At 67.8% G+C, this 24,038-nt stretch carries 21 protein-coding genes and 1 tRNA gene; 10 read left to right on the top strand and 12 right to left on the bottom strand.

Annotation, left to right across the window (positions count from 1 at the left end):
- Nucleotides 1–196 precede the first annotated feature (196 nt).
- Nucleotides 197–1,930 (top strand): alpha/beta hydrolase fold domain-containing protein, encoded by a 1,734-nt coding sequence (locus BLV57_RS01190; RefSeq protein WP_091285444.1) that lies wholly within the window; start codon nucleotides 197–199, stop codon nucleotides 1,928–1,930.
- A gap of 61 nt (nucleotides 1,931–1,991) precedes the next feature.
- Nucleotides 1,992–2,450: a MarR family winged helix-turn-helix transcriptional regulator gene (locus tag BLV57_RS01185; protein ID WP_091285442.1), complete on the top strand. Its 459-nt coding sequence runs from the start codon at nucleotides 1,992–1,994 to the stop codon at nucleotides 2,448–2,450.
- Nucleotides 2,451–2,492: 42 nt separating this feature from the next.
- On the opposite strand, the gene BLV57_RS01180 is transcribed toward BLV57_RS01185, so the two are convergent.
- The 5 genes from BLV57_RS01180 to BLV57_RS01160 all read right to left on the bottom strand — a co-directional run bounded on the left by BLV57_RS01180 (nucleotide 2,493) and on the right by BLV57_RS01160 (nucleotide 6,136).
- Entirely contained in the window at nucleotides 2,493–3,188 is a 696-nt protein-coding gene (locus tag BLV57_RS01180; protein WP_091285440.1) for a hypothetical protein, read from the bottom strand.
- Nucleotides 3,185–4,066 (bottom strand): ATP-binding cassette domain-containing protein, encoded by an 882-nt coding sequence (locus BLV57_RS01175; protein WP_091285437.1) that lies wholly within the window; start codon nucleotides 4,064–4,066, stop codon nucleotides 3,185–3,187. Before BLV57_RS01175 ends, BLV57_RS01180 begins: the two co-directional genes overlap by 4 nt.
- Nucleotides 4,063–4,434 carry a GntR family transcriptional regulator gene (locus BLV57_RS01170; RefSeq protein ID WP_176968461.1) on the bottom strand — a complete coding sequence of 124 codons (372 nt, stop codon included), beginning with the start codon at nucleotides 4,432–4,434 and terminating at the stop codon, nucleotides 4,063–4,065. Before BLV57_RS01170 ends, BLV57_RS01175 begins: the two co-directional genes overlap by 4 nt.
- Before the next feature lie 128 nt (nucleotides 4,435–4,562).
- Nucleotides 4,563–5,216, bottom strand: a complete 654-nt coding sequence (locus tag BLV57_RS01165; protein WP_143046944.1) for a class I SAM-dependent methyltransferase — start codon at nucleotides 5,214–5,216, stop codon at nucleotides 4,563–4,565.
- A complete protein-coding gene (locus tag BLV57_RS01160; RefSeq protein ID WP_091287805.1) occupies nucleotides 5,213–6,136 on the bottom strand; it encodes an SDR family NAD(P)-dependent oxidoreductase in 924 nt (307 codons plus the stop codon). Before BLV57_RS01160 ends, BLV57_RS01165 begins: the two co-directional genes overlap by 4 nt.
- An 86-nt stretch (nucleotides 6,137–6,222) precedes the next feature.
- Here BLV57_RS01160 and BLV57_RS01155 point away from each other — a divergent pair, with 86 nt between their 5' ends.
- Together BLV57_RS01155 and BLV57_RS01150 are read left to right on the top strand one after the other, a co-directional pair.
- Nucleotides 6,223–6,807, top strand: coding sequence for a TetR/AcrR family transcriptional regulator (locus BLV57_RS01155; protein ID WP_091285432.1), 585 nt, complete (start codon nucleotides 6,223–6,225; stop codon nucleotides 6,805–6,807).
- 165 nt (nucleotides 6,808–6,972) lie between these two features.
- Nucleotides 6,973–7,797 carry a glutamate ABC transporter substrate-binding protein gene (locus tag BLV57_RS01150; protein WP_091285431.1) on the top strand — a complete coding sequence of 275 codons (825 nt, stop codon included), beginning with the start codon at nucleotides 6,973–6,975 and terminating at the stop codon, nucleotides 7,795–7,797.
- 57 nt (nucleotides 7,798–7,854) lie between these two features.
- On the opposite strand, the gene BLV57_RS01145 is transcribed toward BLV57_RS01150, so the two are convergent.
- On the bottom strand, nucleotides 7,855–8,370 hold the full coding sequence (locus tag BLV57_RS01145; protein WP_091287804.1) for a DUF4232 domain-containing protein: 516 nt from the start codon (nucleotides 8,368–8,370) through the stop codon (nucleotides 7,855–7,857).
- Nucleotides 8,371–8,580: 210 nt separating this feature from the next.
- Between BLV57_RS01145 and BLV57_RS01140 the strand changes: the two genes are divergently transcribed.
- The 6 genes from BLV57_RS01140 to BLV57_RS01115 all read left to right on the top strand — a co-directional run bounded on the left by BLV57_RS01140 (nucleotide 8,581) and on the right by BLV57_RS01115 (nucleotide 14,913).
- Nucleotides 8,581–10,623: an MDR family MFS transporter gene (locus BLV57_RS01140; protein WP_091287803.1), complete on the top strand. Its 2,043-nt coding sequence runs from the start codon at nucleotides 8,581–8,583 to the stop codon at nucleotides 10,621–10,623.
- Nucleotides 10,624–10,631: 8 nt separating this feature from the next.
- The gene (locus BLV57_RS01135; protein ID WP_218134551.1) at nucleotides 10,632–11,585 is read left to right on the top strand and encodes an aldo/keto reductase; all 954 of its coding nucleotides are present in this window, start codon (nucleotides 10,632–10,634) and stop codon (nucleotides 11,583–11,585) included.
- Between the two features lie 77 nt (nucleotides 11,586–11,662).
- On the top strand, nucleotides 11,663–13,093 hold the full coding sequence (locus BLV57_RS01130; protein WP_091285427.1) for a hypothetical protein: 1,431 nt from the start codon (nucleotides 11,663–11,665) through the stop codon (nucleotides 13,091–13,093).
- Nucleotides 13,090–14,127, top strand: coding sequence for a hypothetical protein (locus BLV57_RS01125; RefSeq protein WP_091285424.1), 1,038 nt, complete (start codon nucleotides 13,090–13,092; stop codon nucleotides 14,125–14,127). The genes BLV57_RS01130 and BLV57_RS01125 overlap by 4 nt, the downstream gene beginning before the upstream one ends.
- An 11-nt stretch (nucleotides 14,128–14,138) precedes the next feature.
- Entirely contained in the window at nucleotides 14,139–14,759 is a 621-nt protein-coding gene (locus tag BLV57_RS01120; RefSeq protein WP_091287802.1) for a TetR/AcrR family transcriptional regulator, read from the top strand.
- A 79-nt stretch (nucleotides 14,760–14,838) separates the two neighbouring features.
- Nucleotides 14,839–14,913 (top strand) — tRNA-Val (locus BLV57_RS01115).
- A 49-nt stretch (nucleotides 14,914–14,962) separates the two neighbouring features.
- Here BLV57_RS01115 and BLV57_RS44320 read toward each other — a convergent pair.
- The 6 genes from BLV57_RS44320 to BLV57_RS01090 all read right to left on the bottom strand — a co-directional run bounded on the left by BLV57_RS44320 (nucleotide 14,963) and on the right by BLV57_RS01090 (nucleotide 24,030).
- Entirely contained in the window at nucleotides 14,963–15,223 is a 261-nt protein-coding gene (locus tag BLV57_RS44320) for a hypothetical protein (RefSeq protein ID WP_342741151.1), read from the bottom strand.
- Between the two features lie 11 nt (nucleotides 15,224–15,234).
- Complete coding sequence (locus tag BLV57_RS01110; RefSeq protein ID WP_342741150.1) at nucleotides 15,235–16,020, bottom strand: hypothetical protein; 786 nt, start codon at nucleotides 16,018–16,020, stop codon at nucleotides 15,235–15,237.
- A 293-nt stretch (nucleotides 16,021–16,313) separates the two neighbouring features.
- Nucleotides 16,314–16,628, bottom strand: a complete 315-nt coding sequence (locus BLV57_RS01105) for a helix-turn-helix domain-containing protein (RefSeq protein WP_245757085.1) — start codon at nucleotides 16,626–16,628, stop codon at nucleotides 16,314–16,316.
- An 840-nt stretch (nucleotides 16,629–17,468) separates the two neighbouring features.
- On the bottom strand, nucleotides 17,469–17,636 hold the full coding sequence (locus tag BLV57_RS43145; RefSeq protein ID WP_176968460.1) for a hypothetical protein: 168 nt from the start codon (nucleotides 17,634–17,636) through the stop codon (nucleotides 17,469–17,471).
- 48 nt (nucleotides 17,637–17,684) lie between these two features.
- Nucleotides 17,685–17,861 carry a glycosyltransferase family 1 protein gene (locus tag BLV57_RS01100; RefSeq protein ID WP_143046943.1) on the bottom strand — a complete coding sequence of 59 codons (177 nt, stop codon included), beginning with the start codon at nucleotides 17,859–17,861 and terminating at the stop codon, nucleotides 17,685–17,687.
- Nucleotides 17,862–18,327: 466 nt separating this feature from the next.
- Nucleotides 18,328–24,030 (bottom strand): AAA family ATPase, encoded by a 5,703-nt coding sequence (locus tag BLV57_RS01090; RefSeq protein WP_143046942.1) that lies wholly within the window; start codon nucleotides 24,028–24,030, stop codon nucleotides 18,328–18,330.
- Nucleotides 24,031–24,038 lie beyond the last annotated feature (8 nt).

Raw genomic sequence — 24,038 nt, 5'->3', positions numbered from 1 at the left:
GGCTCATTGTGCCGGACGCGGGTTGCACCGCGGTCACAATGGAAAACGATTGCGTCACTTGGATACCGTCCAGTCGGTACCCGTTCACCCAGATGAGACGCAGACCACATCTCGGCGGCGGAGCGGCGGGAATAACCGGCAGGTTAGTCACGTATCATGACTATCATGATTCTTGACTAGATCGGGGAGCTTGCCGATGTCCGTCATCGAGATGACCACCTTCACGGTGGAGCCGGAGCGCACGCGGGCGATGCTGGAAGCCCGCCGGGGCATGCTCGAGGCGTTCCGGGCCGACCGCCGCGGGTTCCTCGCGGCGAGGCTGGTCCGCGTCGACGAGCGCACCTGGCTCGACTTCGTCGAATGGACCGACGACGCCGCGTGGGACGAGTCGAAGGCGAAGGGCGCGAACCTGCCCGCGATCGGGGCCTTCTTCGCCACGATCGACGGACTGGTCGGCGCCGAACGCGGGGTGCGCTACGACGATCCGGCGGGCGGCCGGGTCCGCACCGTCGCGTACGGCACGGAGCCCTCGCAGGTCGGCGAGCTGTACCTGCCCGAGGGCGACGGCCCGTTCCCGGTGGTGACCGTCGTGCATGGCGGCTACTGGAGCGCGATGTGGGATCGCCGCCAGATCACCGACGTCGTCGACGACCTGGTCGCCGTCGGGTACGCGGTGTGGAACATCGAGTACCGCCGCATCGGCGAGCCGGGTGGCGGCTGGCCCGGCACCTTCCTCGACGTCGCCGCCGCGGTCGACGCGCTCGAGGGCATGGATCCGGCGCTCGACACCAGCCGGGTCGTGCTGCTCGGTCATTCCGCGGGCGGCCACCTGGCGACCTGGGCCGGTCACCGCGCCGCCCTTCCGTCTGAGGCGCCGGGCGCCGGACCCAAGATCGTCCCGATCGGCGTCGTCTCCCTCGGCGCGCCACTCGACCTGCGCGCCGCCGACGCCACCGGGTTCGGCAAGGTGCTCGCCGACCCGGACGCCGAGCCGCCCAAGGACGCGCCCGAGACCGCGCGGCCCGAAGTGTGGCCGGTCGTGGCCGACATGGTGGGCGACGGGATCACGAAAATCCTTACGGGCGGCCACTTCGACTGGACGTCCCCGCTCGAGCTGCCCGGCGCGGGAGTGCCGATGCTCGCCGTGCACGGCACGGCCGACGAAGCCGTGCCCGCCGAATGGAGCCGCCGCTACGCCGAGAAGACCGAAGGCGCCCGGTATATCGAGGTCGACGGCGGCACCCACTTCGACGTGGTCCACCCGCACCACCCCGTCTGGCCCGCCGTCACCGCTTGGATCGGCGAGGTGATCGAGCGGCTCGACCACGAGGCGATCCTGGAGCAGGCGTGGAACGCGCCGGGCACGACCACCGTGGAGCTGCCGCCCGTGCGGGTGAACGAGGTGCTGCGTGAGCGCTACGACGTGCGGCCGCCGTTCGCGTACACGGGCGCGTTGCTGTGGGACATGGAGTCGCGCAAGGCCGCGGCGCCGGACAAGTACATCCCGTCGGTCGTGAAACCGGGCAGCGCCGAGAAGTTCCCGAGCACGTGGCACGGCCGGTTCGAGGACTTCACCAGGGTTTCCGAGCAACGGCTGTGGGCCGACCCCGGGCGGTACGCGACGGTCATCGAGCATGTCCGGCTCGACCACGAGAACCGGCGCGCCTTCTTCGTCGGTGCCGAGCGGTTCGAGGCGCCCGACGGCCGCGTGTTCACCGCGGGCGCCGGGCAGCCGATCTTCCACGTCGAGCATTCCGTCACCGGCACGGAGAACGATCCGCGCAACGTCTGGCGTGTGGTGCACCTGACCATCGAGCCGGATCCCGCGCTGGCCGCGGCCTTCGAGCCGCTGGCGAACGACCGCTACCTGCGTGACTTCATCGAGATCCACCTCCGCGACGACCTCGGGCACGAGCTCGTCCGCCGCTGAAGACGCCGTCGCCGATACAGTGACGGGCGGAACCGTCAACGACCGCACAGGGAGAGCAGCGATGGTCACCCGCGCGGAGCGGAACGCGACCGACCCCGATCTGGGCGTCCTGTCCGGGCGGCTGCTGTTCGCGGTGCAGCGCGAGCTTTTCACGACGCTCGCCGAGCAGGGTTTCGACGATCTGAAGCACCGGCACGGCGCCGTGCTCGCCTACCTGGATCCCGAGGGCGTCCGGGCGACCGACCTGTCCCGTCTTTCGGGGCAGCACAAGCAAATCGTCGGCACGCTCATCGACGAGCTGGAACTGCTCGGCTACGTCGAACGCCGACCAGACCCGAGCGACCGCCGCGCGAAGCTGATCTGCCCCACCGCGCGCGGCCTGGCCCAGATGCGCGCGGCCGACGCCATCATGGCGGCCATCCAGGACCGGCACGCGCGACGCCTCGGCCACGACGAGTTCAAGCGCTTCAAGCGCATGCTGACCGACGTGACCGAGCACCAGCGCGGCTTCGGGTCGTGAGTGTTCCGGCCGGTTAGAACCGGCCGGAACACTCACGACCCCCTAGGCGGTCGCGCGGCGCAGTACCAGCCAGGCCCCGCCGCCGAGTGCCAGCGCGAACGCGAGCGGATACGCGGTGAACAGCGCGAACGAAGGCTGGCCGCCCAGGAATCGCCCGATCGAAGACCACCAGTCCTGGGTCGTCGCCAGCGCCCCGGCCGCGGCCAGCAGCGCGGCGCCGCCGAAGACCGCGACGTAGATACCGGTCTGGCGCCAGCGTTGGAACACCGCGCCCGCCGCCACGCAGATGGCCGACACGGCGACGAGCGGCCCGGCATAGGCGAGCCATTGCGTGAACGGGCCGTACTCGTGGAGCGCGCCGACCCCGAAGATCCGGGCTTCGCGGCCCCATCCGCCGCTGAGCCGTTCGATGACACCGAACACCACCAGCACCAAGCCCACCAGCAGCGCCTGCGCGGCGACGACCAACGCCGTCGCCTCGGCGAACTTGCGGCGGGTCACCCCCAGTCCCAGCGCGAACGGGAAGACCTGGGTCATGGTCTGCAGATGCGCGGCCGCGGCCACGGCGCACACCACCGGCAGCAGGTAGACCTCATGCGGGCCGGTGGCGGTCTCCCCGTTGGATATATCGATGACCCAGCCCAGCAAGGGCATCGCGACCACGATGGCCAGCGGGTAGGCGAGCAGGGCGAGCCAGTTGACCAGCTGGATCCGGGCGACGTCGAGCGTGCGTGTCATCGGGCATCCTTCCCGGCGGCGACCGGCCCGCCGTGGCGTTGGGTGGTGCGGACGACCAGCTGCTGCAAGGAAACCGGCTCGAAGTCCAGTCCGGGTTCCGACCGGTCGGGCGCGCCGGTGAGGATGACGCGCAGCGAGCCGCCGAGGCGTTCGCGGTGCAGCTCTTCGTGTCCGGCGGCGAAACGCTCCACGGCGTCGGCGGGCCCGGAGACCGAGACGGCCTCGCCACGCAATGACTCCGCGTCGGCGTCGATGAGCACCTGGCCGCGGTCGAGCAGGACGACGTGTTCGATCAGATCGCTGACCTCGTCGATCAGGTGCGTGGAGAGCACGATCGTGCGCGGATGCTCGGCGTAGTCGGCGAGCAGGCGGTCGTAGAAAAGCTGGCGTGCGACCGCGTCGAGGCCGAGATACGGCTCGTCGAACAGGGTCAGCGGCGCCCGCGATGCGAGCCCGATGATCACGCCGACCGCCGAGAGCTGGCCACGCGAAAGCTTGCCGAGCAGGTGGCCCGCCGGGACGGCGAAGTCCGCCAGCAGCTCCGTGGCGTACGCGTCGTCCCAGTTCGGGTAGAGCAGCTCCGCGGCACGCAGCGCGTGCCGCACTCGGAACCTTTCCGGGTAGTGCTGACTTTCCTTGATGAAGCAGACGCGGGAAAGCACGTCGGCGTTCTCGTACGGATGCTGCCCGAACACCTCGACCGTGCCGCTCGTTTCGAAGCTTTGGCCGGTGAGGATCCGCATGAGCGTGGTCTTGCCAGCGCCGTTGCGGCCCAGCAGGCCGTGGATGGTGTTCTCGGCGAGCTCCACGCTCACCCCGGCGAGCGCGTCGAGTGGACCGTAGTTCTTGGTCACCCCGGCTGTGCGCACCACGTTCATGGTTGTGGCTCCCAGACGTCGATGAGCTTCTTGATCTCCTCGGCGTCCATGCCGAGCTTGCCCGCCTCCGCCATCAGCGGGGCGAGGAACTGCCGCGTGAAGTCCCCGCGCCGCCGTTCCAGCAGCTGCGCGCGAGCGCCTGTGGCGACGAACATGCCAATGCCTCGTCTCTTGTAGAGGATCCCGTCGGCGACGAGCTGGTTGATGCCCTTCGCCGCGGTCGCCGGGTTGATCCGGTGGAAGGCCGCGAGCTCGTTGGTGGAGGGCACCTGCGTATCCGCGGCCAGGCTCCCGTCGACGATCGAGTTCTCGATCTGCTCGGCGATCTGGAGGAACAGCGGCCGTCCGTCGTCCTTCACGCCGACCACCGCGCGCTGCGGTTCGTCGGTTCATTACTCATGTAACTAACCATGGAGGCTCACCCTCGTCCCTGTCAAGCTCGAACAAAAAACCGCCGCCGGGCGCTGGGCCCGGCGGCGGTTCTTCGACGATCAGGTCAGGGCCGCCGCGCGACCAAGACCACGGTCGGGCCGACCGGCCCATCAGCCGGAAGCCGCAGCTCCGCGGTCGGCTTCAGCCCGGCCTGCTCGAGCAGCTCGGTGAGCTGTTCCGGCCGCCACAGGTGGGTCGTCCAGCGGACCGGGACTCCTCCGTACGCCTCGGTGCGTTCCACATCGCCGTCACCGACATGCGTCGCGATCATCAACTGTCCCTGGGGTTTCAGGGCGCGCGCGAAGGACGACAGCACTTTCGGCAGCACGTCACGCGGCAGGTTGAACAACGACCACCAGCCCAGCAGCCCGCCCCACGACGCCTCGGCCAGCTCGAGTTCGGTCGACGATCCGACCCTGAACTCGCAGTCCGGGTAGAGACGGCGCGCGTGCTCGATCATGCGCGGCGACAGGTCCACACCGGTGACGTCGAGACCGCGTTCGGCCAGATAGGCCGTGACCGTGCCCGGTCCGCAGCCGACGTCGAGCACGGGCCCCAGTCCGCCGACCGCATCGGCGAACACGTCCATCACCGCACGGAACCACGGGTGGGTGCGGATGTCGCCGATGCCCGTGGTCCGCACCATGTCCACGTAGTTGTCGGCCACTCGGTCATAGGAATCGCGGACGGCGTCAAGGTCGGCTGGCTGCGAGATCATGCACGCGACTCTAGGGGATCGAGGCCGGTGAGATCGACGCTGGCGTCCCAGACGCGGCCCGCGAGTTCCTTGTCGGCCAACAGGTTTCGCACGGTTTCGAGCCTGGGTTCACCCCGAAGTCCCAACACCCTGGGACCCCAAAGCTGGCCGCCTTGGACGGACGGATCGAGAACAGCGCGGACCGCGGGCCACGCGCCCGCCTCCTTGCCCTGCAAGAGAAGACCCGCCGGCAGGCCGCGCAGAAGCCGGCCCGTTGTCCGGACGTGGAACGGCGGACGGGACGGGGTAAGGGAATCGAGCGCACCACCGGGGTGATTCACCACGCTCGCCGTGGTGCTGCCCGCCGCACGGAGACGGCGGTCGAGTTCGAACCCGCACAACATCTGCGCGAGCTTCGAGCGCGCGTACGTGTCCTTCGGCCGATAGTCGCGCGCGGACTGGAGATCGCCGAGGTCCAGCCGCGCCGACTTCGCCGTGAAACTGCCGGTCGTGACGATACGACCGCCGGACAGCAGGGGCATCAGCTTGCCGATCAGCGCGAAGTGCCCGAGATGATTGGTCGCGAACATCAGCTCATGACCGTCCCGGGCCATGCGCCGTCCCGGCTCCTCCAGCAGCACGCCCGCGTTGCACACGACCGCGTCAAGTCGATCCAATTCGTCCACTGTGGACTTGAGTGACGAGAGGTCGGCGAGATCCAGCCGGACGTGGCGCACCCGCGCACCGGGGACCCGAGAGCGGATCGAGGCCATCGCGGCCTCGGCCTTCGCGGCGTCCCGGCTGCCGAGGATCACGGTCGCGCCGGTACCGGCGAGCTGCTCGGCGACGAAGTACCCGATGCCCGCGTTGCCCCCGGTGACCAGGAAGTCCTTGCCCTCGGCGCGCGGCAGCCGACGGACGTCCCACTGCTGATTTCGGATGACGGCCCCCTGCGAAGTCGAAGTGACTCCGAAATTGTACACACTCTGACTTCGGAGAGGTTCTGACTAGCCGGTACTGTGCCGCCATGGACCGAACGCAGGCACCCGGGCGGCGCGAGCGCAAGAAGGCCGCCACGCGCCAAGCACTCGCCACCGCGGCACGGCGGCTGTTCCTGGAGCGAGGGTTCGACCAGGTCACCGTCGCCGAGATCGCCGACGCGGCCGACACGGCCGTCTCGACGCTGTTCGCGCACTTCCCCGGTGGGAAGGAGGCATTGGTCCTCGGCGACGGCGCCGAACGCGAGCACGCTTTGACCACCGCGGTACGGGATCGCCCGGCAGGCGTCTCGATCCTGCGAGCCCTTCACGATTTCCTCGCCACGCGCGGCCCCTTCGATCCCGCCCCCGACCCGAAATCACGCGCGATAGCCGACCTCGTGGTCTCGACGCCCGCGCTGCGCGCCTACGCGAGGACACTGTGGACAAGCTGTGAGACCACGCTCGCGCACGTCATCGCCGAGCAGACCGGCCAGGACCCGGGCGACCTGTCACTGCGCCTGTTCGCCCGCTATGTCCTGGAAATCCCCGACATCGCGGGCACCGAGCCCGACCCGCCCGCCGCGCTGGCCGTCGCCTTCACTCACCTTCAGCGTGGCTGGCCCGACCTGTGACCTCGCCCGGCAATCGGCGGTCGTGAGTGTTCCGGCCGGTTCTAACCGGCCGCAACACTCACGACCCCGAGTTGCGGCACGAACGCCGACTTTCGTGCAGTCGTCGCCTCGGCGGCCGAAGACCTAATACGATCTTCGCTCCGAGATCGAGGGGAAGCACGGCGGATGAGGCTGCGACGATCATGGTGCGCCCTGCTGGTGGTGGCCACGACGGTGACCGGTTGCGGCAGCGAACCTCCACCCCCTGGCGACCTGCTCGCCTCCGCGTCCGCGGGCAAGCTCACCATCGGAATCCGGTTCGACCAGCCCGGCATGGGCTTGAGAACGCTTAACAAGACTTACGAGGGCTTCGACATCGACGTCGCCAGGTATGTGGCCGCGGAACTCGGCGTCGATCCGGAAGACATCACCTGGCAGGAAACCCGGCCGGCGAACCGGGAGAAGTTCATCGCGGGCCGCGCGGTGGATTTCGTGGTGGGCGCCTACACGATCGACGACGAGCGCAAGCGGCAAGTGGGCTTCGCGGGTCCGTATCTCACGGTCGGCCAGGATCTTTTGGTGCGGCGCAACGACAATTCCATCACCGGGCCGCAGTCGCTCAACGGCAAGCGGCTGTGCACGGTGAGCGAGTCCACTTCGGCCCAGTACGTGAAGGACACGTTCGCGCACGAGACGAAACTCGTGGAGTACAAGCAGTATTCCGATTGCGTGGCTTCGCTGCTGGCCAACCTGGTCGACGCCATCACCACCGGCAACGCGCTGCTCAGCGGCTACGCCGGGCAGCATCCGGAACTGCTCAAGGTGGTCAACAAACCGTTCACCCAGCGCTTCTACGGCATCGGCCTGCGCAAGGACGACAACGCGGGCCGGGCGAAGATCAACGACGCGCTGCGGAAGATGATCTCGACGGGCGCCTGGCGCGCGTCCCTCCAGGCCAATCTGGGCCCGTCCGGCTACACGATCCCGCCGCCGCCCACGATCAGCGACTAGCCGTGGGTCGTGAGTGGCATGACCGGTTCTAACCGGCCATACCACTCACGACGACGGTCAGGCCGCCGAGACGGCCGTGACCTCGACGGACTCGCCCTTCAGCGGCGCGCCTTCCGGCCAGCCGACCGTGACGGTGTCGCCGCCCGGGATCGGCAGGTTCAGGTTCACCACGCTCGGCACGAAGGTGACCGGGGCCTGCGAAGCCATCAGGATCCGGGACTCCGCGGGCTTGCCGGGCTGGACGTTCACCGGAACGCTGCTGTCGCCGGACGGGTCGTCAGGGACGACGCCGATGCCGCTGCCATCACCCTCGCCGTGCCCGCTGCCCTTGGTGAAGGTGACCGCGGTCGGGATCCCCTGCAGCTTGCAGTTGGTGTGCCCGCCCGCGGCGACGTAGTGGATCACGTAAGCCTGCTGGCCCGCCGAAGAAGTCGGATCCGGCGTGACCGAGACAGTGAGGTCGGAGATGTCGCACGGCTTGTCCGACGGGTTCGCCGACGCCGCGGGAGCGAGCAGGACGACCCCGGCCGCGGCGACCGCGATACCGGCGACTGCCTTGAACTTCGTGTTCATCTGGTTCTCCTTCGTGATGCGAATCGAGATCGATTCACCGTGTTCGCCCTCACCAGGAAAGATGTTCACCAGGCCGTGGGGATGCTTCCGGATGACCTTCGCCTCACCGGCGCAACCCCAGTGCCGATCACACGTCGCCCCGCCCCCGGATCGGGTGATCATCGCCGATGGAGCGAGCCGGTTTCCGCCGTGATGAGCAGTGTGAACGTCATGACGACGACCGCGACCGCCGAGCGGCAGGAGAACGCGCCGCCGGAGCTCAGCCGGAAACGGGTGAACGCGGTCTTCGCCGCGGTCACACTGGGGATGCTGCTGGCCGCTTTGGACCAGACGATCGTGGGCACCGCGCTGCCGACGATCGTCGGCGATCTCGGCGGCGCCGGGCACCTTTCGTGGGTGATCACCGCGTATCTGCTCGCCGAGACGATCATGACGGTCGTCGTCGGCAAGCTGGGTGACCTGTTCGGCCGGAAGCTGATGTTCCAGCTGTCGGTGCTCGTGTTCACCGGCGGCTCGTTCTTCTGCGGATTCGCGAACGACATGATCTGGCTGATCGTCGCGCGGGCGGTGCAGGGTCTCGGCGCCGGCGGGCTCATGGTCACCGCGACCGCGCTGGTGGCCGACGTCGTGCCTCTGCGGGAGCGCGGGAAGTACCAGGGCGCGCTCGGTTCGGTGTTCGGCGTGGTGACCGTGCTCGGGCCGATGCTGGGCGGGCTGTTCGTCGACCATCTGTCGTGGCGGTGGGCGTTCTACGTCAACGTGCCGCTCGCGGTGATCGTGCTGATCGTCGCCGCGGGCGCGATGCCGAGCGTGAAGGCCGCGGTCAAGCCGGTGATCGACTACCTCGGCATCCTGCTCATCGGGCTCGCCGCGACCGGGCTGACGCTGGTCACCAGCTGGGGCGGCACCCAGTACGCGTGGGGCTCGCCGACGATCATCGGCATGGCCGCGGGCTCGGTGGTGCTCCTCGCCGGGTTCGTTTTCGTGGAGAAGCGCGCGAAGGAACCGACGCTGCCGATGCGGCTGTTCCGGAACCCCGTGTTCACGGTGTCGGCGATCCTGAGCTTCGTCGTCGGGTTCGCGATGCTCGGCGCGCTGTCGTACCTTCCGACGTATCTGCAGTACGTGCACGGGATCTCGGCGACGAATTCCGGGGTCCGGATGCTGCCGATGGTGCTGGCGCTGCTGGTCTCCGGGATCGTCGCGGGCAACCTGGTCGGCAAGACCGGGCGCTACAAGATCTTCCCGATCCTCGGCGGTGTCGGGCTGACGCTCGGGCTCTACCTGCTGTCGCGGCTCACCGCGACGAGCGGCTTCTGGGAGATGTCGGCCTATCTGGTCGTGCTGGGCCTCGGCATCGGGCTGAGCATGCAGGTGCTGGTCATCGTCGTGCAGAACACGGCCGAGTACCGCGACCTCGGCGTCGCGACGTCCGGGGTCACCTTCCTGCGCTCGCTGGGATCCTCGTTCGGCGCGGCCATCTTCGGCACGATCTACGCCAACCAGCTGGCGCCGAACATGGCGCGCGCCGCGGCGGAACATCCGCTCCCCCAAGGACTCAATCCGCAGATAGTCCAAGTGCCCGCCGCGTTGCACAAGCTGCCGCCGTCGGTGTCGGCGCCGTACATCCAGGCCTACAGCGATTCACTGCACGCGGTGTTCCTCTATGCCGCGCCCGTCGGGCTGGTGGCGTTGGGGCTCGCGTTCTTCCTCAAGGAGGTCCCGCTGCGCGACACCTCGCGCGCGGGCGCGCCGGACCTGGGCACCGGCTTCGCGATGCCCGATCCGAGCGATCGCGACCAGGACCTGGAACGCGCCGTCGGCAGGCTGCTCGCCAAGGAAGGAAGAGCCGCGTCGCCGCATATCCTCGCGCGGTCGGGATGCGAGCTGGACCGCGGCGGCTTGTGGTGTGTCGGGCAGGTCCGGATCAGGGAACGGCGCGACAAGCCCGCGACGCTGGCCGCGGTCAGCGAACGGTTCGGGATCCCGCCCGAGGTCTTCGAGCCGGTGTTCTCCAAGCTGGAACTGACCGGCCATCTCACCTACCACAATGGCCGGTGGGCGACCACCGAACTCGGCCTGGTGGAACTCGACAAGCTCATCGAGGCCTGGAAGAACTGGCTCGCCGAGCAGTTGCGGGACTGGGGCCCGGAGGGCCGCGAGGAGTTGCTCGCCGCACTCGGCCGCGTCGCGAACCGTATTCTCGATCAAGCAACCGATGATCGGCCATACGGCAAACACGCGTACGCGTAGGAGAATTCATGGTGAGCACAGAGCCGCCGGCACCCCGGGCCTGGTACGGGTGCATGGGACTGGGCGGCTCCTGGGACGAGCAACCCTATGGGGCGCAAGACATCGAGCTCGCCGAGCGCGCGGTGAACACCGCTCTCGAAGTGGGGATCACGGCATTCGACCACGCGGACATCTACCGGTTCGGCAAGGCCGAGTCGGTGTTCGGCGAGCTGATCGCGCGGGATCCCGGGCTGCGACGGCGGATCGTCCTGCAGACCAAGTGCGGCATCCGGCTGGCCCAGGACGGCATGCCGGGGCACTACGACCTGCGCGGCGCCTCCATCATCGAGCGGGTCGAGCAGAGCCTCGCCCGGCTGCGCACCGACCACGTCGACGTGCTGCTCCTGCACCGGCCGGATCCGCTGGCCCGGCCCGAAGAGGTCGCCGAAGCGTTGACGAAGCTGCGTGACCAAGGGCTGGTGAAGCATTTCGGTGTCTCGAACATGAGCGCCGAGCAGATTCAGGACCTCGAACACCGGCTGGACTTCCCGCTGGTGGCGAACCAGCTCGAGATGAGCCTCGCCAGCCGGGCCTGGGTGGAGGCGGGCGTGCTGGTCAACACGGCCGAAGGCGCCTCGGTCGGTTTCCCGTCCGGCGTGACGGAGTACTGCCGCAGGCGCGGGATGCAGATCCAAGCATGGGGAGCGCTCGCGCGCGGGCGCTACACGGGGCGGCAGGAGACGGAGGCCGAACACGCCACGGCGGACCTGGTTTCGGCCATCGCCGCGGCGGCGGAGACCACGCCCGAGGCGGTGCTGCTCTGGTGGTTGCAGCGGCATCCGGCGCGGATCTCGCCCGTCATCGGGACGACCAATCCCGGCCGGATCCGTGCCTGCGCCGACTCCGTGCGCCGCGAGCCGGAGCTGTCCCACGAAGACTGGTACCGGCTGTGGATTTCCGCGCGGGGCAGCGCGCTCCCCTGATCGCGCCTTGACACACACCTCACGTCATTCATACATTCAAGGGCACTTTGTATGATTGACGTGGGGAGCTGGTCCGTGTGGAGCTCGGCAAAACCGCTGTCGTACTGGGTGGCAGTGCCGCGGGACTGTGTGCCGCAGGCGCGCTCGCGCCCCATTTCGAGCAGGTGCTGGTGCTGGAGCGCGACGAACTGCCCGCCGAAGCCGAGCATCGGCGCGGCGTGCCGCAGAGCAAGCATCCGCACTTCCTGCTGAACTCCGGCCGCCGCGCGATCGGGGCGCTGTTCCCCGGTTTCGAGGAGGACCTCATCGCCGCGGGCGGGCTGCACCTGATGCCGTCCATGGACGCCGCCTACCTCGACGGTCCCGGCTGGTCGGCGCGCAAACGCAGCGCGATGACGATGATCTACAGCTCGCGGATCCTCATCGAGCGCGTGCTGCGCGACAAGGTGCGCGAGTTGGCCAACGTGACCATCCGCGAAGGGGTCACGGTCACCGGCCTGACCACGGCAGGCGGCGCGGTCACCGGAGTCGAACTCGGCTCGGAGCACCTCGGCGCCGACTTCGTGGTCGACGCGCTGGGCCGCGGCTCTTCCGTCGGCGACTGGCTGGTGGCGGCGGGCTGGCCCAAGCCCGAGGTCCAGACGCTCGACGCCAAGGTCACCTACACCTCACGCTGGTACGACCTGCCCGCCGACCGGCCCGCGTCCTGGTGGTGGCGGCACTTGGTGATCATGCCGACGCTCGACAAGGGCGAGCACCCCGCCGAGCACGAGTTCCTGGTCAACTTCTTCCCGATCGAAGGCAACCGGGTCATCGCCTGCATGGGCTCGTGGGGACTCGAGATGCCCCGCACCACGGACACGTTCGCCGAGTCGGCCGCCCGGGTCCGGACGCCGCTGTTCGCCGCCGCGATGGACCGGTGCGAGCCCACCTCGGAGGTGCACCTGACCCGGTCGACCGGCAACAAGTGGCGCCGCTACGACCGCTGGAAGACGCCGCCGCGCGGCCTGGCGTTCATCGGCGACTCGATCTGCGCGTTCAACCCGTTCTACGCACAAGGCATCAGCTCGGCCTCGGCCTCGGCACTGCTGTTGCGAGAGCACCTCCCGGCTTTCGACACCAAGCGATTCCTTGCCGCGCAACGCAAACTGCTCGCCGTACCCTGGCGCCTCGCGATGGCGAGGGACCAGGGTTACGCCTGCGCGGTGGGCACCGAGACACTGCCCGAATGGCAGCGCCGCGTCGTCTCGGCGTTGTCCGGCCCGGCGTTCAGCCTGATCGTCGGCGCCGCCCGCGAGGACGACGTGGTCGACGAGCACTTCGCCAAGGTGTTCAACCTCGACGAGTCACTGGGCGACATGATGCGCAACCCGAGGGTGCTCGCCGGCCTCCTGCGCTACCGCGTCCGCGCGGCACTGGGCAGGCACCGCGTCCCCTTCGGCTTCGACCCCCGCGCCGAACCACCCGCCGCCGACTACTCCCCCGCGACGACCGCGGCCGCGCGATGAGCGCCGTGTGCGGCCCCGAGGCGGAGGCCGTCACCCGCGGCCTCGGCTTCGACTGCCACGACGTCTCACCCGTGCTGTCAGTCCGGTTTCCCTGGGACCTCGCCCATCCGACGATGCCGTTCCTGGAGCTGCTCATCCTCGGCGGCGCGATCTTCGCGCTGGTGCACGCCCTGCGCCGCCACCGCGACGGCGACCCCGTCAACCTGGCGCTGTGGTGCACCTCGCTGGTCTACCTGTTCGTGATCGAGCCGCCGCTGTACTTTCCGGAGTGGTTCGGGCTGGAGCGGCAGTACGGGTTCATCTTCGCGCACAACCAGTTCACCGTGCAGTTCATGTGGGATCGGCTCCCGCTCTACATCGTGGCGTTCTACCCGGTGATCAGCCAGCTCGCGTACGAGCTCGTGCGCTCGCTCGGCGTCTTCCGGCGCCGCGGCCCAGCGCTGGGCGCGGTGGCCGTCGCGTTCGTGTGCCAGGTGTTCTACGAGGTCTTCGACCAGCTCGGCCCCCAGCTGAAATGGTGGGCGTGGAACATGGACAACCACCTCGTCAACCACCCCGCGCTGGCCTCGGTGCCGCTCAACAGCATGCTGTTGTTCGCCTCGGTGTCCATGGGAGCCATGACATACCTGGTCGTCCGCCTGACCAGGGACCGCCACGGCTGGTCGCTGGCGTGGCGCATCCTGCTGGCCGGCATCCTCACGCCCCCGACCATGGCGATCGCCGGCATCCCCGCGAGCTTCTTCACCGACAAGACCTGGGTGCTCGGCATCGAGCTGGCTTTGGTCTGGCTGGCGGGCGTCGCGATCCTCGTGTCGGCCCGCGGCCCGGCCGAGCCATTGTCTCCGTTCGTCCGCGTCTACCCCGCCGTCTACCTAGGCGCAATGGCCGCGTTCTGGCTCAGCTCCCTGCCCGCCGACGACGGCACCCCGACCGGCAGCAGACCCTACGCACTCGCCTGTTTCCTCGGCGCGGGCCTCGTGTTGGCCGCGCTCTACCGGGCGAGTCGAACGGCGCCGGCGGCACTCTCCCGGTAAAGATGGTCCCCATGGGGCACCACGGCTGGCAGGGCAACCCACCCGGCACCGAAGACGAAGCACGCCGCCGCATCGTCGAGGCGGCAACAACCTGCATCGACCGAGCAGGCCTCGCCAAGACCAGCCTCTCCGACGTCGCCACCGAAGCGGGCATCACCCGCCAAACCGTCTACCGCTACTTCCCCAGCCTCGCCGACATCCTCCGCGCCGTCGCCATGGCCAACGTCGAAGACTTCGCGGCCCGCATGGAACGCCACCTGTCCACCTTCACCACCGCCGCCGAGGCGGCCGTCGAATCGGTGGTCTTCGCCGTCCGCACGGTCCCGAACGAGCCCTACCTCGGCCTCCTCTTCCAAGCGGGCGAGGCCGACTTCTTCACAGCAGGCGTCACCTCCCCCCTGTCGTTCTCCCTCGGCGCCCGCATCCTCCGCAACCTCCCGATCGACTGGCCCGCCGCCGGCCTCGCCGACACCGACCTCGAAGGCCTCGCCGAGATCCTCATGCGCCTGTTCATCTCATTCCTGCAGTACCCGTCGACCCCCGCACTCACCGACGACCGGCTGCGAGCCCTGGTCCGGCGGTGGATCGGGCCGGCGTTGAGTCCTACGTGGACAGGCGGGATCGGGATATAGCAACAGAGTTGCCCCGGGCGACCACGGGGGTGGCTTTGGGCGGCCGCGGACGCTTGGTAGTGTTTCCTTCAACAGCAAGGCGCGTTTAGCTCAGCGGGAGAGCGCTTCCCTGACACGGAAGAGGTCACTGGTTCAATCCCAGTATCGCGCACCATACGTTTTCGCAGCTCAGAGCCCTGTCCCTCCTCGCGAGGGATGGGGTTTTACTTTTGCAATGGCGTGAATCCGGCGTGGATCTTTCTCACCGGCTCGATCTCAAGGTTTCGGTACACCACCTTTAAGTGCGGGAACCAGCTCGCGAGCTTGTCGCGCTCGGTGGGCCGGAGCACGATCAAGGACGCAGCCCATCGTGCTTCCAGCGACGCGATGATGTGCTGACGCATCGCCGGGGTCACGTGGTCGTAGATCCTTCCCATGCCCTTCATCTTCTGGCCGAGCCTCGCGCGCCTCGCGACTTCCGGCACTCCGTCCTCGGTCAGCCATGTCGCGTGAGTGTGGCGCCCTTCGTGGAAGGTGAACCTTCGAGAATCGGAGGCACCGAACCCGGCTTGTCCTCGGCGGCACCGTCCCAGGCTGGACGCCAGTAGCGGTAGCGGAAGTTAGATCGCCGCCACGGGTTGCCTTCAGGACTGCACAGGATGAACGGGTGGCTATGGCTGTCCATCAGTTCCTCGTAGAACACCGCGATACTGGGCGGAATCTCCACCAGTCGTGTCCCAGCCGGAGTCTTGGTCCTCCCCTTTCGTTGCTTTCCGCGACGCCGTGACGGGGCTGCGATCTCAGCAGGCGCCTTGCCTCCTTTGAAGACTCGCCCGCTGAACTCCTTCAGTGGCTCCCTGATCGCGATGGCGCGCACCGCCGAGTCGTACTCGTGCCGCTGCTGCCCGACCAATTCACCCCATCGAGCGCCGGTGTAGGCGTCCATCAGGCACAACACGAACCCATGCAGCCCAAGCCCGCACTTGTACAGGCGCATCGCACCGCGCAAGATCTGGACTGGGCTGGCCACCAGGTACTCGGTGTCGTACGCACCGGAGGTGACCCTGACACTCGAGCATGGGCTTGCCGGGATCAGTCTCGCGTTCGCCGCGGCCTTCATGAGCCCGGAGAACGTGGCGAAAATCGACGCCACCGTCGACTCCGCGTAGTCCTCGTGCAGCTCTGACACCCACTTCTCGATTTCCAGGTAGCCGTTGAAGATCCCAGCCAACGGCCACGACTCCCACTGTGGCAGCAGATGGTTGTCCAGGAAGGACCGCATTTTCGCCACCGTATTCGGCTCCAGACGACCACGGATAGCGTCGAGGTGAGCCTCAGCGAAACCCCCGAAGAGCGTCGCGCCGGCCAGCGGACCGATCCACAAGTTTCGCCGGATCAAAGCCTCCTGGTCACCGGCCCACTCCTTGGCCGCCTTCTTCGAGTCGAACCCAGACAGGCTCCCGACCGTCCCATCGGGACGCTTGTACCGAGCACGCCATCGCTGCCCGTCAAGTTGTCCATACGCCACAACCACATTCCTCTCTCGTATCGATCGAACTCACCGGTCACGATCGGTCACGCCACACGGAGATGTCTCGGCCGAAAATGGACACCCCGAGCCGCGAGCCGAGTGATCTCACTCACGTCCTCGCGGCTGAATCGGTAGTGCTTCCCGAACCGCCGGTGCGGGAAAGTGCCCGCATTGGCCTGGTCTTTGAGCGTGCGTGGGGAAATGCCGAGCAGCTGACCGAGCTCGTCCGCGGTCATCAACGCCTGCGCGTCGCGAGGTTGCCGCGAGGCGAGCATTTCGACCGCGTCGGTCAACCGGCATATCGCCGACGTCAGCACAAGCACATCGGCCGTGTCGTCATGATTTGATGGACTGGTCACACTCCTCCTCTGATTCTGGCGCCACTGAGGGACTTTCCTGAGTGCTCATGACGGGACACGCGACAACGCGGTTCACCACGCCCGAACCGGCGCGTACCGGCTTTGCCAGCTGCAACAACGAAACCAGCTGGGATGCAAGGGATTCACTCGTTCGAGCGAGTTCCGCCTCGTTCCTCTGATCGTTGCGCTTGTCCGCTTTGGAAGCTGCTGAGGTGACTTCCCAGCAGACGCGCGCGACACCGTCGAGCCTTCGAGAGCCGCGCTGTCGGCCGGGGCTGTTCCAGCCTGGGCCTACATTGGTGCGCAGCGCCAGCCGGCTCGCGGGGCACTATCGCGGCGATCGGGCCGACTTGCACGCCTCGGTGCTGGCCGGCTTCCTCGAGGCGCTGGCCACCGTCAAGGTGAGTGGTCGAGGACTGTCGCAGCAGTTGGGGATCGGCGACCGGTGGCTGGCTGTGGGCGAGGGGATAGACGAGGACCGGGGGCAAGGTGTGGTCGGCCAGCGCGACGGGTGCGGCGGATCAGAATCAGCCCGCGGCCCTGCAAGTCGATGGCGAGGTTGATCGGGCACGGGGTTTCCAGAACGCGGTCGCCAGTGTGCCAGACGCTCTCGGGGAGCAGCTCGGCCACCATGGCCTCGACACCGTGGGTGGTGAGGGGGTGTGTTCGGCAGCCAGGATTCCGCCGAAGTAGCCACCACCGCCGTGCGACGCGCGATCGCCCGAGCCGAAGGCCATACGGAGCCGACCGGAGAATTCGTCAGCCCGCCCAGGCTCGTCGTCAGGCGCACCTCCGGCCCGGCAGGCTCGGCGAGATCCTGATCAGGCGTAGTCCGGTAACCTACTCGCGATGTCGTGCGGTGAGGGCATGGCGACGAGTTCGGCGGTCATTGCAGAGTTCGTGTACGACCAGGTCCGGCCGCCAGTTCTCGATGATCGGCCCCAGGTCGGCGACCAGCCCCTTCGGCAGGAGAGAGCCGAACCCCAGCGCGATTCGTTCCGGCGTCAACTCCTCCACCGCCGGCAGACCATGTTCTTCGTTGGCGCCCTTGAAGGTTCACACCATGTCCAGACCGCCGGGGATGTACTCCACGCCGCAGGACTTCAGCGTGACCTCGAACGCAGACCCGGTCACGAAGGAGACTTCGTGCCCCTGCTCAGCCGCGGCGATGGCCAGTGACAGAAGCGGGTATGTGTGCCCGTACGCGGCCAGACTTGAAGAGAGAAGTCGCATCAGCGAGTACCTGCTCAGATTTCTGACGAGATGATCTTGCATCTGATCCAAGCACGTACGACACCTGAGCGCGTTCTGCACACCAATTAAACCGCAACCTTCCGCAAAATCCTCAAAACGCGGTCCGGCATCCGCTTCCATTCCGCGTTTACCAGACACCATGCTGGATCAGCCCCAGTGTCAGTGCCGCCGCCGCAGTGGCTAGAAACACGATCCCGCCGATGACGTCGCGGGGGCCCACGCGCAGGTGGGCGCGGCAGACTGCTCCGTCGAGTAAGCCGCCGCACCAACGCAGCGGCTCCTCGCCGAGCTCGCCGAACTGGGCTGGATCGAAGCGAACGGTCCCGTAGGAAAGTCCCTGAGCGGAGGCGGCTGCCCAGCGAACCAGATCACGCCTGATCCTCATCTGAGGTTGTCCCCCGACCGAGGATCAGGCGCGATCGACTTCGCCGCCACGTAACTGTCCCTAGCCGGGCAAGCAGCGCACCAACGTCGGTTCCGGCCGATACACGCCACCGTCAAAGTCGAATACTTGGAGGGCCATGAGGCACTCCACATCCGTTTCCGGTGCGGTGATCACGAAACTCGCGGCCACGTCAAGATCCGCCCGCGTCAGCCCTTCGGCCCCTGCCTCCGCGAGGATTCCGGTGAAGGCACGCAGGAGCCGGCCGTCGCTGGCCAGGCCGGAGGCACTGAACAGCTCCTTTCGCCCGGCCGCGGTTTCGAGATGCTTTTCGACCTGTCCCAGCGCTTCGGATTCGTCCACTCCCGACGCACCTGGCGACGAACCGTCTCCCTTGAGCAGCTGTTGGACCCGTTCCACGAGCATGGGCCAGCCACCGGTGACCCGCAGCAGCCGGGCCCGCGCGGCCTTGTCGGTGAACATGTTCGTGTCCATCGACCACACTTGCAAAGTCGCGGCGGTGTACCTGCGCAGCAAGACTGTGCCCGCTACCTGGCTGTCCGTGGAATCCTGTTCGAACACCTTACGCCACAAGGGCATTTGCTCCGGCCCGGCGACGATCACCGCCGACCGGGTCACACCGGCCGCGATCGGCCGAAGTGTCTGCGCGAGTTCCAGCGCTTCCAGACAAGCCGCCTCGTTCGGCGCCACGCTGACCAGGTCGTCGAGGACTACTCGCCACTCCCCCGGTCGCCCTTCCATGAGCTGCGCCTTGAATTCTCGCCGACTACCACCGATGCGCGGGAGCGTGAACCGATCTCCGACGCTGGCCGCGGCCTCGACGGCTTCGCTCACCAATTCGATCCCGGTGGCAGGCGAACCGAGCACGACCCGCACCTGGTTGTTGTGATCGCCGAGTGCGTCGTCGGTCTGCGCCGCGGTCAACGGCGAGGTCCGGCCGCTCGGCAGCTCCTGCCGTGATTCGAGGACAAGGAATTCGCCAGGAACGGACAGTTCCGCCGCCGAGACCAGCTCGGCCTCGACATCGCCCTTGGTTCCGATCCTGCTCAGGACGTTGGCACTGCGCAGGTGCCATCCCCTGCCATCGTTGTTGGGCGCGAGCACTCCCAGGCCGGTCATCTCCTGGAGATAGGCACGGAATCCCTCGACATCGAGGTCACCGAAGCCTTGCGGCCAGTAGTCCAGGCACTCTTGGCGCAGTTGCTTGTCAGTCAGCCGGGCATCGAGGCCGTGCTCGTACGCGTAGTGCGCCAGCACGTGAGCGATGACACCGTAGCGGTGATCGAGGTTCAGCGTGTCTCGGAAGGCCGTGCGGATGTCGCTTCGAAGATCGGCCTGGTTCACGACCGCCTCGACGTCATGGCGGGCGATCGCGTACGGGGGCTCGTCGACGCCGAGGACCCCGCCACGCCGCTTGACGTGCATCTCCTCGACGAGGCGGTTGGCGAACATCTGGAGCAGGAACGGCTGGTACGAGCAGTAGCCAAGGATCCGGTTCACCAGGTCCGGGTCCTCGAACTCGAATCCCAGCGCCGCCAGCGGCTCCGACAACAGGTTCGCCGCGTGCTGCGGTTTGAGAGGCCCGATCACCGTCGGGCGCTGTGCCATGTGGCTGAACGGCGCGTTGCGTGCCTTCTTGGCGTACCGCTGAACCGAATGCAGACCCGCGAAAACGACCTTGACCCGTCCGTTGCTCTCCTGGCCGAGTGCCTTCAGGGCGGCCGTCTCGTTGAAGTGCGGCATGTCGGCCTCGAAGAACTGATCGGCTTCGTCGATCAAGACGAGCAGCCGCCGTTGGGTGTTGACCTCCAGCCAATCTCGCACGCCGTGCTCGACGTGATTTCGCGATGACTTGCGGCCGGCGTTCTTACGCGGCGTCTGAAGGACTTCTCGAAGCCGCAACTTGTCCAGCAGCGCGTCCCAGATCGCGTTCTGGTCCTTCGACGAATTGGCCCGGATTCCGACGACCTTGAGATCGAGGTAGATCGCGACACGATCACCTCCGGCTCGGCTCTGGCTTTCGAAGTGTTCAGCCGCGCTGTGCAGCAGTGCCGACTTGCCGAGGCCGCGACCACCGAAAACGAGCTGGGTGCCGTCGGGGTCGAGGACACTGCGGCGCTCCTGGTCGCGCCCATAGAACATCTCCCGCGCGACGACGCCACGCTTCTGGAGGTACGGGTTCACACCCGAGAACGGGAGGAGCACTTTCAGCGTCGTCGTCATCTGCCCGCCGCTGTGCGCCGCCAGATAGACGAGGGCCGCGTCGTCCAGCACGAGGATGGGTGCGGTCCGGCTCGCGGCTAGCACGGCGAGATCGCGCCGGGTCTGCATGCTCATCGTGCCGAAATGGGTGATGAGCAGACTCTCGCCCGACGTGTCACCGTCTGCCCAGCTCATCAGGAGTTCCGCATTCGGCTGACCCCACGCGAGGAGCACCCGCAGCCTGTCTCCGAGCTTCGACCCGAACGCGGGAACGAGGACCCGCCCCACCTGGCCGGTGACGGCGACCTCGACGAACCGGCGGTCACGTCCGCGCGGCAGCTCGGGCAGCTGGGTCACGTGCCCGGTTCCCAAACCCATCAGCCGCAGTACGGGAAGCAGCTGAGACCGCTCGCTGATGCTGTAGCGCTGGCCTGGCTCTGTCGAGGACAAGTCCCGCCAGCCCTGCAGTGTCTCCGCGGCGAGTTGCGCCTGGGTCTCGCTGATCTGGGTGAAGTCCAGCACCGAGCAGGTACCGATCACATCCCGGTTCCGGACCTGCGTGATGAGCTCGGCCGTCACGCCACGGGTCAGCGCTTCGGGAACGGCTGGGACGAACTGCCGCAGATCCTCGGCTTCCTCGATCTCTGGGAGCTTCTCGTCGATCTCGAGGAAGTAGATGAGTTCTTCCGCGGTCGACAGCTGTCCGCTGGTCATGAGGTCCGCGACCCGCGCGGATGTGCTCTCGTCCACTCGGCCATCACGTGCGAGTTTTTCCATACGGGCTTCAAGCCGTACTCGCGCTTCGACGCGATAGGCACCGAGCAGTGTGTCCAGCTTTTCCAGTGCGAGCCTGACGGCCGCCAGGTTGGCCTCCGTCAGTTCGCTGCGCGCGCTCTCGAGCAGGCCGGTCAGATCGCCGTCCTGTTCCTCCGCGATCTCGTCGTTCGACCGGGCTCGTCCCAGCACCACCGCGAACTGCTCGAGCTCGCCGCGGAGCGCCTCCCGTGACGCTTGCTCGGCTGCCTCGACCGTCTTCGCCTGGGTTTCCCGGTCGGTCAGGTCGCCTGCCGGAAGACGACCGGCCTCAGCCTTGGCCAGCAGGAACCACGCCACGTCGAAACGTTCACCGTCGATGTGTAAGGCCAGCGCGTCGTCCCAGCTGCGCTCCGCGGCGTCGCGAAGTTCGGCCGTGGTGGCCCCGGCTGGCAGGATGACCTGCTCGTTGTCGATCATGGCGCCGGGTACCTTCGCGAGCTCGGCCGTGAGCACGTACTCGGGCGCCTGCTCGACAGAGGCGAGCGTCCGCGCGCCCCGGAGAACGGCGAAAGTCTCGTCGAGCGAGCTGATCGCGGCGGCCGCGGCGGCCGCGATCATCGGGTCGTCGTGTCCGGCGAGATCTTTGAGCGCCTCGGCCACCGCGTCGCTCCGGCCGAGCACGGCCGTCCTCATGTCAGCGACTTCACCCGTGCCCCAAGCGGATTGGCCGTTGTCACGACTGAGTGAACGGACGACCGTCACCCACTCGGCGAGCGGGGTCAGCGCCTCTCGTGCGAGGTCGAGCAGATCGCGGCGCCCGGCGCCCTCGATCGGTTTTCCGGAGTTTCCTTGGTACTGGCCGTCCAGTGCGTCGAGTTCGTCCTTGACGTAGTCGCTGTCCGCGAGACGTTCGATGTCCGCGGCGACCTCGTCGACAGCGCGTGTGTCGTTGCGCTCGACGATCCCCAGTGGTCGGCCGAGAATGCCCTCCGAACCGAGCCACACCTTGCTGATATCGGTCGCCCGCTTGAACCGGAACTTGCGATGCCGGACCCGGAACTGCTTAGCCGTGCCCGCCAGCGTGAGCAAGGTCCGTTCGCTCTCTGCGACGTCGGCCAAGGCGACAAGGGCTCGCGAATCGGCGAGAACCCCATGGAGGGCACGGCGGCCGACTTCCTCGGCGACCACCTTCAGATTCGGTTCCACACGGGTGCCCAGGTCGGTGAGCAACGCCCCGGTCGTCGGCTCGCCGGTGACCAACGCGGCACGGATCAACGCCGGCACGATGAGAAGCAGGCTCGGCAGGTCCGCGACCACGCCGTCCGGCTCGAGCTGAGACAGCTCGTCCCGAAGCGTCGCGGCGACGGCACCGTGCTGGAAGCGGACCGCGTCGGCCAAAGCAGCCACCCGCAGTGCGGCCAGCTGTGCCTCCGGCCGTGACTCGGCCGCTCCGATCGCGGCGGCCATGCCGAACCGCCCGCTGGCCACCAGGCGAGCGAGGTCACGCGCGACGGGGGCTTCCGCATCGGGCGCCTCGTCCTCGACTTCTTCGGCGGCAACGACTGCCGGTTCGGCAGGTTCCTCGACGACCTGAGCGGGCGGTGCGGGCGCTTCGTCGAGCCGGACCTCGGCGGGCTCCGCCGCAAGGGGCTCCGCCTCGGTCAGGGCAAGCCGCGCCGCCTGGAGTGCCAGGAACGATAACTCAGGCCAGGCCTTCGACCAGCGCATCGCGAGTTCCATCGGTGCCGGACCACCCCTGGCAGGCACGGCGAGGTCGATGAGCAGGCTGAGCGATTCAGCCCGTTGTCGCGCCTGCTCGTCCCAGCGAGCCTCGCTCATCAGCTCGGCCGCCGCGCTCTGTGCCTGCTCCAGCTGAGCCGCGAGCATGGGCTCCTCCGGCGGCGCGGTCAACTCGCGCACGAGGGCGAGGGTCGCCCGGAGGTCACCATCCCGTTCCTCAGCGGACGCCTGGTCGATCGCGACCCTCAGACTGCCGAGCGTGTCGCCGGGCTCCGGCAGCCCGGCATCGCGCAGCATGGACGTCACAGCGTCGAAAGACTCCCGGGTACGCACCAGGCGGGCCAGATCTTGGCTTGCCGGTACCTGTTTAGCGCTCAGCTGCTCGGCGACCCGCCGTGCGGCCACAGCACCGTCTTCGAAGATCGGTTCGAGACCGTCCACCGCAGCATGAAGATCTTCCGAAGAGTCGCCGACGGCCGGCATCTCCTCCGCTGCCGACTCGACGGCTGGTGACGCGTCGATGACTCGCCGAGCGGCGCCCACAATGTTTTCGAGCTGGGTGGCGGTGAGCTGCGCGGACGCGAACCACGACCGGCCGCACGCCCACAGCCAAACCCGGGAGTCTCGGACCGAGGTACCACGCTCGGCCCAGATCGCGACCTGGCAGAGCGCCGCGCCCCAGCTCTCCTCGGGGTCCGGCTGAGCGCCATCGAACACGGCATGATCGATGTCCGTGGAGACCTTCGTCGTCAGCATGCGCGCGGCGCGGCGGACATCGTCGTCCGCACCTCGTAGCAGCAGCGCTCGGGTGTCCTGACTCATCTGCCTGGTGATCTGACGCGGCTTGATGTTCAGGCCGAGTGGCTTGAACACCGAACCCCGATACTGCAGCGGAACGGACTTCAACGCCTTCATCACGTCGGCCGCGGTCAGCTGCTCGATCGCCGCGGCGAGCATTTCGCGGCACGGCGTCAACACCTGCTCCAGCTGCGCCAGCGCCTCATCGCGGGCAGGATTCTGCCCGAGCGGCCACTCCTGCTCGTCCACGACGGGGT

It is taken from the genome of Amycolatopsis xylanica, from assembly GCF_900107045.1.
Taxonomy (GTDB): domain Bacteria; phylum Actinomycetota; class Actinomycetes; order Mycobacteriales; family Pseudonocardiaceae; genus Amycolatopsis; species Amycolatopsis xylanica.
This window is presented reverse-complemented; position numbering and strand designations above follow the sequence as displayed.

Coding starts and splice junctions, on each gene's coding strand:
- BLV57_RS01135 (WP_218134551.1), top strand. CDS start 10,632: ATGGTGAGCACAGAGCCGCCGGCACCCCGGGCCTGGTACGGGTGCATG.
- BLV57_RS01100 (WP_143046943.1), bottom strand. CDS start 17,861: ATGCGACTTCTCTCTTCAAGTCTGGCCGCGTACGGGCACACATACCCG.
- BLV57_RS01165 (WP_143046944.1), bottom strand. CDS start 5,216: ATGATCTCGCAGCCAGCCGACCTTGACGCCGTCCGCGATTCCTATGAC.
- BLV57_RS01180 (WP_091285440.1), bottom strand. CDS start 3,188: ATGACACGCACGCTCGACGTCGCCCGGATCCAGCTGGTCAACTGGCTC.
- BLV57_RS01145 (WP_091287804.1), bottom strand. CDS start 8,370: ATGAACACGAAGTTCAAGGCAGTCGCCGGTATCGCGGTCGCCGCGGCC.
- BLV57_RS01150 (WP_091285431.1), top strand. CDS start 6,973: ATGAGGCTGCGACGATCATGGTGCGCCCTGCTGGTGGTGGCCACGACG.
- BLV57_RS01120 (WP_091287802.1), top strand. CDS start 14,139: ATGGGGCACCACGGCTGGCAGGGCAACCCACCCGGCACCGAAGACGAA.
- BLV57_RS01175 (WP_091285437.1), bottom strand. CDS start 4,066: ATGAACGTGGTGCGCACAGCCGGGGTGACCAAGAACTACGGTCCACTC.
- BLV57_RS01110 (WP_342741150.1), bottom strand. CDS start 16,020: ATGCGGTCCTTCCTGGACAACCATCTGCTGCCACAGTGGGAGTCGTGG.
- BLV57_RS01185 (WP_091285442.1), top strand. CDS start 1,992: ATGGTCACCCGCGCGGAGCGGAACGCGACCGACCCCGATCTGGGCGTC.
- BLV57_RS01140 (WP_091287803.1), top strand. CDS start 8,581: ATGACGACGACCGCGACCGCCGAGCGGCAGGAGAACGCGCCGCCGGAG.
- BLV57_RS01125 (WP_091285424.1), top strand. CDS start 13,090: ATGAGCGCCGTGTGCGGCCCCGAGGCGGAGGCCGTCACCCGCGGCCTC.
- BLV57_RS01155 (WP_091285432.1), top strand. CDS start 6,223: ATGGACCGAACGCAGGCACCCGGGCGGCGCGAGCGCAAGAAGGCCGCC.
- BLV57_RS01190 (WP_091285444.1), top strand. CDS start 197: ATGTCCGTCATCGAGATGACCACCTTCACGGTGGAGCCGGAGCGCACG.